Origin of the sequence: Carboxylicivirga caseinilyticus (assembly GCF_050589785.1) — a bacterium.
Taxonomy (GTDB): domain Bacteria; phylum Bacteroidota; class Bacteroidia; order Bacteroidales; family Marinilabiliaceae; genus Carboxylicivirga; species Carboxylicivirga caseinilyticus.
The window spans coordinates 211,531-218,883 of sequence record NZ_JBNGOX010000005.1 but is presented as its reverse complement, the minus strand read 5'-3'; the positions used below and the strand labels follow the sequence as shown (position 1 = coordinate 218,883).

Annotated in this window: 5 protein-coding genes; all 5 read right to left on the bottom strand. The window is 37.1% G+C overall.

The features are described from left to right. Positions 1-123 precede the first annotated feature (123 nt). Positions 124-2,520, bottom strand: coding sequence for a TonB-dependent receptor plug domain-containing protein (locus tag ACRD62_RS04595; RefSeq protein ID WP_430818947.1), 2,397 nt, complete (start codon positions 2,518-2,520; stop codon positions 124-126). 19 nt (positions 2,521-2,539) lie between these two features. After that, positions 2,540-3,055, bottom strand: a complete 516-nt coding sequence (locus ACRD62_RS04590; RefSeq protein WP_430818946.1) for a YfiR family protein — start codon at positions 3,053-3,055, stop codon at positions 2,540-2,542. A gap of 165 nt (positions 3,056-3,220) precedes the next feature. Then, the gene (locus ACRD62_RS04585; RefSeq protein WP_430818945.1) at positions 3,221-5,692 is read right to left on the bottom strand and encodes a TonB-dependent receptor plug domain-containing protein; all 2,472 of its coding nucleotides are present in this window, start codon (positions 5,690-5,692) and stop codon (positions 3,221-3,223) included. 18 nt (positions 5,693-5,710) lie between these two features. Further along, positions 5,711-6,226 carry a YfiR family protein gene (locus tag ACRD62_RS04580; RefSeq protein WP_430818944.1) on the bottom strand — a complete coding sequence of 172 codons (516 nt, stop codon included), beginning with the start codon at positions 6,224-6,226 and terminating at the stop codon, positions 5,711-5,713. An 82-nt stretch (positions 6,227-6,308) separates the two neighbouring features. Then, the gene (locus tag ACRD62_RS04575) at positions 6,309-7,337 is read right to left on the bottom strand and encodes a glycosyltransferase family 9 protein (RefSeq protein ID WP_430818943.1); all 1,029 of its coding nucleotides are present in this window, start codon (positions 7,335-7,337) and stop codon (positions 6,309-6,311) included. Between the last annotated feature and the right edge of the window lie 16 nt (positions 7,338-7,353).

The window sequence follows — 7,353 nt, the reverse complement described above, 5'->3', positions numbered from 1 at the left end:
AAGTCCCCTTCAGGGGATTTAGGGGTGACATAAAATGATATTTTATTACAAATTGAAACTAACGTTGTTTTGATGTTTAATTTTTGGACACCCTCCTTACTATATTTATCTCTAATGAAATATCTAAAGTTTAAAATTCAAACCAACCAAATATAATCCTCCGATTTCATCCATAAAAGCGAATTCTTGTTTTTCGTTATTAAGTATGTTACGCAGGTTTGCAAAAACAGATAACGATTCGCTTAACTGATAGTTGGCTTTTAGATTCAAGATGATTTTTGAATCAACATCTGATGTGTCGTATTGATTCATAAATGTTTGTTTGCCATAAATATAGGCGTTTGAAAAAATATTCAGTTTTTGAGTTGGCTTATAGTTCAAGCCAATACTACCCCAGAAATTAGGTGTAGCTTCGTGCTTAAAGTTGTTTTGATAATCTGTAGGCTTATAATCACTTGAAACCGAAAGAGACGTCATATTAGGATATTGAGGTATCTGCCCGGTTATCGCACTTTCATAAATCTTCTGAGCAAGTAAGCCATTTGATCCGTCGCTTGGATAGATAGCATTGGCTTGCATTGCAATCATTTCATCACGTGTCACCGGATTATAATTATCCAATTTTGTTTGTTGCACTGATAGATGAGATTTTGCAATCAGCTTCTCTGATAAAACCCAATCAAGGCTGATCGTAAGTCCCATTTGCTTGGCTTCCAGATCAATGTTCTGGTATTGCATATATGCCGTTACGGTTGGCATTGCCAGTGGAGTTGGATCAGTTCCAACCATTGCAACCGGAATGATAAAATTAGTGCTGTCTGGTGCAAGAACGGTGAAGTTTTTCGATTTGGAATAATAGGCTTCAATATCAATTAAAACATTTTTGGATGGTCGTGTACGATAACCTGCTTCGAACAGATCAGATACCATTACATCCATGTTTTTGTTACCACCAAAGTAGATAAAATCAGGTGAAGGTCTGCCTTCTCTGTCCCAAAGGAAATTAGAGTGTAAATCAATGATAAAAGGTGAACGGTTGGCTCTTGAATAAACCAGTCGGAAATTATTTTTATCGTTGATTTTGTATGACGAAACAAACTGCCATGATGGAGTCCATTGGTCAGAATGAGCATATTTCTCGGCTCTCAATGCAGCAACCAAGCGTAATTTCTCTGTTGCGAGATAATCCAGTCGTAAGCTGGTGGCAAAGATATTCATGTCTTTCTTACCGTTGAAAAAACCGGAACCTAAAGCTGGTATGTGCTTTGAATCATCGTAATAAACCGACATATAGTTAACTCCCGGGCGAATACTAAGATTCTTTAGTTGCAGGTTGTATTCAATATTCGAGTTAAACTGCGCCATATCAGTCTGAAAACCAAGGTTACCTACTCCAAAATCCTGGAATCCGAACATATAGCTTCCTTGAATATCAAATCCATACAAATTGGCATTTAAATCAACATACGATGTTTTTGATTCCCTTCCGGCCATTGATGTAGCATTATCTCCCAATGTTGAGGCATTGGCAAACGAATATTGGTAACCACCTGATAAGTTAAGGATGGCATCAGAATTTATTTCGTATGACAGATAACCATTGATACCTGATTTTTCTTTCGACTTTCCCGGGTCTGGAAATAATTCATCAATGTCATCTTTAGGATCTAAATAAGTATATCCATTTGCATCAGTCAGAACTTCATATGCGTCTTTTGAAAAGCTTTTACCTTCTTTAAATACATATAGTTCATCGTTGTTTCGATTTCGGGTTTCATAGTTTCCGGTTACGCCAATACTAAATTTAGAATTGATTTGCTTGCGAAAGCCTATGTCGCCCATATAAGTATTAAGGTTTCCTCCCTGAATATTGGCTGAAATCAGAGGTGTAGAAGAGTCAATTGTTTTGGTGATAATATTGATGGCTCCCGACACTGCATTAGGTCCGTATAAAGCGCTTGAAGGACCACGTACCACCTCAATGCGGTCAATATCTCCAAGGCTCACAGGCAACGATTCCCAAATTATTCCACCCATTGCATAGTTAAATACAGGGCGTCCGTTGATCATTACCAAAGTACTTGTATTCTCTGATTGCAACATCATGTTTTTTGGAGGTAGGTTGTCTAATCCTCGTATATGAACATCATAGTTCCCATTGTTCTTTTCACGAACGATGATGCCCGGAACCAAACGTAACGCTTCCTCTATACAGGTAGCTCCTGAAGATTGTATTTCATCATGACTTAATACGGTTGTTGATAATGGAGAATCAAAAAGACTCTCTTCTTTTTTGGATGCTGAAGTAACGTCTTTGTTTAACAGCAAATCATAAAGTTCTTCAATGGAAGACACTCCAACAATATCCATAAGTCCCATCAATTCCTCAAGTGGTAATGACGACATTTCTTCCATCGTCATATTCAGGACTTCTTCGCGTGTTTTCTTCTTTTCTTGCGATATGGCAGGCATAGTAATAGCCAAAGCCATTACAATGGCAAAAATATATCTAAGTTTCATGTTTGTCAGTTTTGTTTGGTTAGTTAACAGGGATACCTAAAGACAATAGTTTGTTATTTACCTTAAGTCCATGTTTTTCAATGTTGGTTGAGCAGATTTCATAACGAAGTTTGCCATCAACTGTGGTAAATGAAATTGCTGCACCGTCGCTGCAAAGCCCTTCTTTACTGCTTATCAATAATGTTGGTTTTCCATCCTGATCGGAAGAAAGCATCGACATTAAGCTTGATTTACCCGCGCTAAGAAAAATAACTTGTGAATCTTCAAGGTTTTTTACCTGATTCTCTTGCTTAATCACAATGGTTTTGGTACCCACCTTTTTAACCTGAGCAAGCTTTTCCAGCTCGGTAGCCATTTCTTTGTCGCCTATTACGGTGATAACAAATTCATTTGGGTTACTGGCGCTTGGAGGCCATTCGACATTCTGTGTGAAGTTGTAGAGAAAGAGTGCTTTAAATTTAGCCATCTGGCTAAAAGCTTCTTCTGTTGTGGCAAAACAAAGTACCAACAACAAAAAAACTAATTTTTGCTTCATCTGGATTAGGTTTACATTAATAAAGTCACCCAAATATACGCACCCTATTTAATATGGTTATGATTTGTGAAAAAAAATTAAATAAATGTGTGTTTTTGAAAGAGAAACTATAAAAAAAAAGGGATTGCCTTTTCGACAATCCCTTTTATCTTAATTAACTCTTATTTACCACTTAAAGTTTAAACCAGCCAGATACAATCCACCAATTTTATCCATATAGGCGAACTGAACTTTTTCTGTATTCAACAGGTTTCTGCAATTCACAAAGAATGTAAGGTTATCTGTTGCTTTGTAGGAAGCTTTCAGGTTAAGATTTACGGATGGTTCAATATCAATAACACCGTATTGATTGATGAAACTTTGCTCACCATAGAAATATGCCTGTGGGAAAAACTCAATTTTCTTTGTAGGGCGATAGGTGATTGACAAACTACCCCAGAAAGATGGAGTTGCTTCATGCTTAAAATTATTCTCTGTTCCTTCCTGTATGTCGCTTACAGAATTCACAATTGCATACGTTTGTTTAGCAGGATCAATTTCACCTGTTTGAACTCCGGTTGCGTAATCAACCAAAGCCTGATTGATTTTAGTTGCCAGATCCGGGTCTGATTGAGCTATAGAGGACTGGTAATACAGGATTTCATTTCTGGAATAAGGTACGTAATTATCAACTGTGGTTTGCTGGTAAGTAACATGACCTGTTGCCATTAATTTTTCAGATAGAACCCAATCTAACGAAACGGAAGCACCGAACTGATTGGAAACTAAATCCATATTCTGAAAAGATAGATTGACAATGGCATTTATATTTTCTTGCACTGTTGCTGCGCCAGTGATAACAGCTAAAGGATTAAATACAGCTAAGGAAGTCATATCCGGAGCTAAGCCTACAAAATCTTTTGAACGGTTATAAAAGGCTTCCACATCAATCAAAACACTTTTATCTGGTCTTGATCTGAATCCTATCTCAACCATGTCAGTTGTTTTAAGTTTGTTGTCCTTGTGCCCGTCAAACTGCATGATTTTTGGAGATCTCATATTAACAATATTCCATGTGTAATTTGAGTAGGTGTTAATCAGGAATGCAGATTGATTGGCCCTTGAATAAACGGCACGAATCAGATTTTTATCATTCAATTTGTACGTACTTATGAACTGCCATGAAGCATAAATATCATCCATGTTATCGTATTTTTCAGCACGCAGGGCAGCAACCAAACGTAAACGTTCTGTTAACAGATAGTCAAGTCTTAAGCTACCTGCCATGATATTGATGGTTTGCTTTTGATTTAAATAACCTTTGCCTACTTCTGAAATGTGTTTACTGTCATCGTACGAAATACTTTGGTAACTAAACCCGGGACGAACAGACAAGTTGCGGAATTTTTTATTGTATTCAGCCAAAAATGAATATTGTTCATTATCCAGTTCAAATCCTTCGTTACCCGACATATAATCAATTGTACCGCCGTTATAATTGGCTTGTAAAGAGAAATCATAAATTTTAGCTCGTAAATCAACATAGCCGGTTGATGCCAGTTTGGTTGAATAAGGAGTAGGTACATCACCCATTGTTGAGGTCATCACTTCAGAGTTTTGATAACCACCCATGATTTGAACTGATGTTTCGCTGGTTGGATTTACATCAAGATAACCGTTTACACCATATCTGTACTTCGATCTTTCAGGATCAGGAAACGACTTATATATATCATAAATTTCATTGCCAACTGTGTATGGAGGCCAAATTTCCTGGTTCCCACTTCTCATTTGGTTTATCTCATCCAGAGAGTAATAACCATTGCCTACATTTTCACCGTCGATGCTTAGTTGAGAACCGTCTCTGCTGTAGATGTATATTTCATCTGTTTTTCTATCGCGTGTCTCAAAATTACCTGTAACACCCAGACTAATTTTATCATTTAGCTGTTTGCGTATTGCAAGATCACCCATATAGGTGCTTTGACTGCCACCATTAAGATTACCAGAGATAAGCGGTGTTTCTTGGCTGATTGTTTGTGTAATAATATTGATTACACCGGTTACTGCATTAGGGCCGTATAATGCACTGGAAGGACCTCTTACCACTTCGATACGATCAATATCTTCGAAACTAACCGGTAAGGTTTCCCAAAGTGTTCCTCCATGTGAATAGTTAAAAACCGATCTTCCGTTAATCATTACTAATGTATTCATGTTTTCGGAATACAGAAGCAGGTTTTTAGAAGGAAGATTGTCGTTTCCTCTTATATGAACATCATAATTGCCATTTGTCTTTTCACGAACAATGACTCCCGGAACCAGACGCAATGCTTCCTCAATACTTGTTGCACCCGAAGCAATAATCTGGTCGTGCGATAGAACTGTAGTAGAAAGAGGAGAATCAAAAATGCTTTCTTCTTTCTTTGATGCTGAAACAACATTCTTGTTCAAAAGTAGATTGTATAACTCTTCTAAAGAAGACACACCAACTACATCCATTAAACTCATTAACTCCTCAAGTGGTAGTGACGACATTTCCTCCATCGTCATACTTAAAACCTCTTCACGAGTCTTTGTCTTTGGTTGTTCCTGAGCAAAATTTTGGTTGAAGAATGAGACAACCAAAACGATAAGTAATAAATATCTAAGATTCATTTTTATTTGATTCATTGATTAGTTTGTGGATATTCCCAATGAAATTAATTTGTTATTTACTTTCAGACTTCTTGCATTAATATTGTCTTCGTTTATTTGATAGCGTAGTTTGCCATCAACGGTTGTAAAACAAATGGCAGCACCATCTTTACATAATCCTTCCTTACTGCTTATTAACAGTACAGGCTGACCTTCCTGCTGAATTGCAAGTCTAGACATCAGATCAGATTTGGTTGAACTCAAAAAGACAACATGAGAATCGTTTATTTCCTTTACCTGATTCGTTTGTTTAATAACCATTGTTTTGGATCCAACTTTTTTAACCTGTGCCAGTTTTTCCAATTCCCCAGCCATCTCATCATCCCCTACTACGGTGATTATAAATTCGTTTGATGAAATAGTGTTGGGTGGCCATTCAACGTTTTGAGTAAAATTGTAAAGAAAAAGTGCCTTGAATTTTGTCATCTGACAAAAGGCTTCTTCTGAAGTTCCTGCAAGAAACAGAAGCAACAGAATCAGGATGTGTTTTTTCATTTGTGAGGGTTTAATATTTTAATCCCCATCTATACGACATAATATTTGTAAGGTTTTAACAAAAATGCATGGAAAGTTCAATCTATTCCTGGAATGTAATGTTACTAGCTAATAACTCAGGAGTTATGTCTGTTAAACATTTTTTAATTTCTTTCAATTTACACTTTGTACTTCCATCTTTTGTACAAGGACGGCAAGGTAAGTCCACTTCCATAACTTTCATATTTTCGTTGGAAGGATAACCAAAAGCAGTTGGTCCGATAACGGCTAAACCGTGTTTTTGAAATAGGTCTGCAGCATGCAGAAAACCGGTGTCTCCGCTTATTACAAACGGAGCATGCCAGACCGTACAAAAGCTTTCCATTAATAAAGTTTTGCCTGCCAGGTTAATCACTCTTTCCGGAGCAACTGATTTAATATCTTCGCAAAAAGTATCAGATGGTCCGCCAAGAACTACAAAAAATAAGTCAGAGCGAAGATCAACCAACTTTTGCCAGTAGGAGACAGGCCAGCGTTTAAGTTCCCATGCGGCAGATGGTACCAGAGCTACCCATTTTTGATTCTCAGGAATCTCATCCAGAACCAGTTGTTTGATTTTCGATTGAACAGAATCAGGAAAGTGCCAGTCGTTAAAAGGAGTATTAAAATCGGTTAGATTCCATTTATTTAGAATAGGAAGACGAAAGGAATCCAGTGCCTTAAAAGGATTAGGTAAATAATTAATGCCGAAGTTAAATAGTAAAAACCTTTTGAAACGATCCTTATGTCGGGTAACAAGTCTGTTTATATTGAATAGATTACAGATGCCAAATGGACATAAAACGAGTTTCAAGATATTAGAACGGATGTTACTGTGCGCATCATAAATTAAATCATACTTCTCAGCTTTTAATTTGGATCCCAGTTTGAAAACTCCGGCGAAGCCTTCTTTTCGGTCAAACTCCCAAAGCTTATCAATTCGCGGGTCAATTTTAACCAATGAAGCCAAATCAGCCCTTACAACCCAATGAAGTTCTGAGTCGGGAAACTTATTTTTCAATCCGGTAACTACCGACATGCATTGGATAATGTCGCCAATTGAGCTTAGTCGTATGATAAGAATTTTCTTCATTCTAAAAATTTCCTCA

Excerpts from the sequence above, each read along its gene's own strand:
- ACRD62_RS04590 (WP_430818946.1), bottom strand. The coding sequence starts at position 3,055 with ATGAAGCAAAAATTAGTTTTTTTGTTGTTGGTACTTTGTTTTGCCACA.
- ACRD62_RS04575 (WP_430818943.1), bottom strand. The coding sequence starts at position 7,337 with ATGAAGAAAATTCTTATCATACGACTAAGCTCAATTGGCGACATTATC.
- ACRD62_RS04580 (WP_430818944.1), bottom strand. The coding sequence starts at position 6,226 with ATGAAAAAACACATCCTGATTCTGTTGCTTCTGTTTCTTGCAGGAACT.
- ACRD62_RS04585 (WP_430818945.1), bottom strand. The coding sequence starts at position 5,692 with ATGAATCTTAGATATTTATTACTTATCGTTTTGGTTGTCTCATTCTTC.
- ACRD62_RS04595 (WP_430818947.1), bottom strand. The coding sequence starts at position 2,520 with ATGAAACTTAGATATATTTTTGCCATTGTAATGGCTTTGGCTATTACT.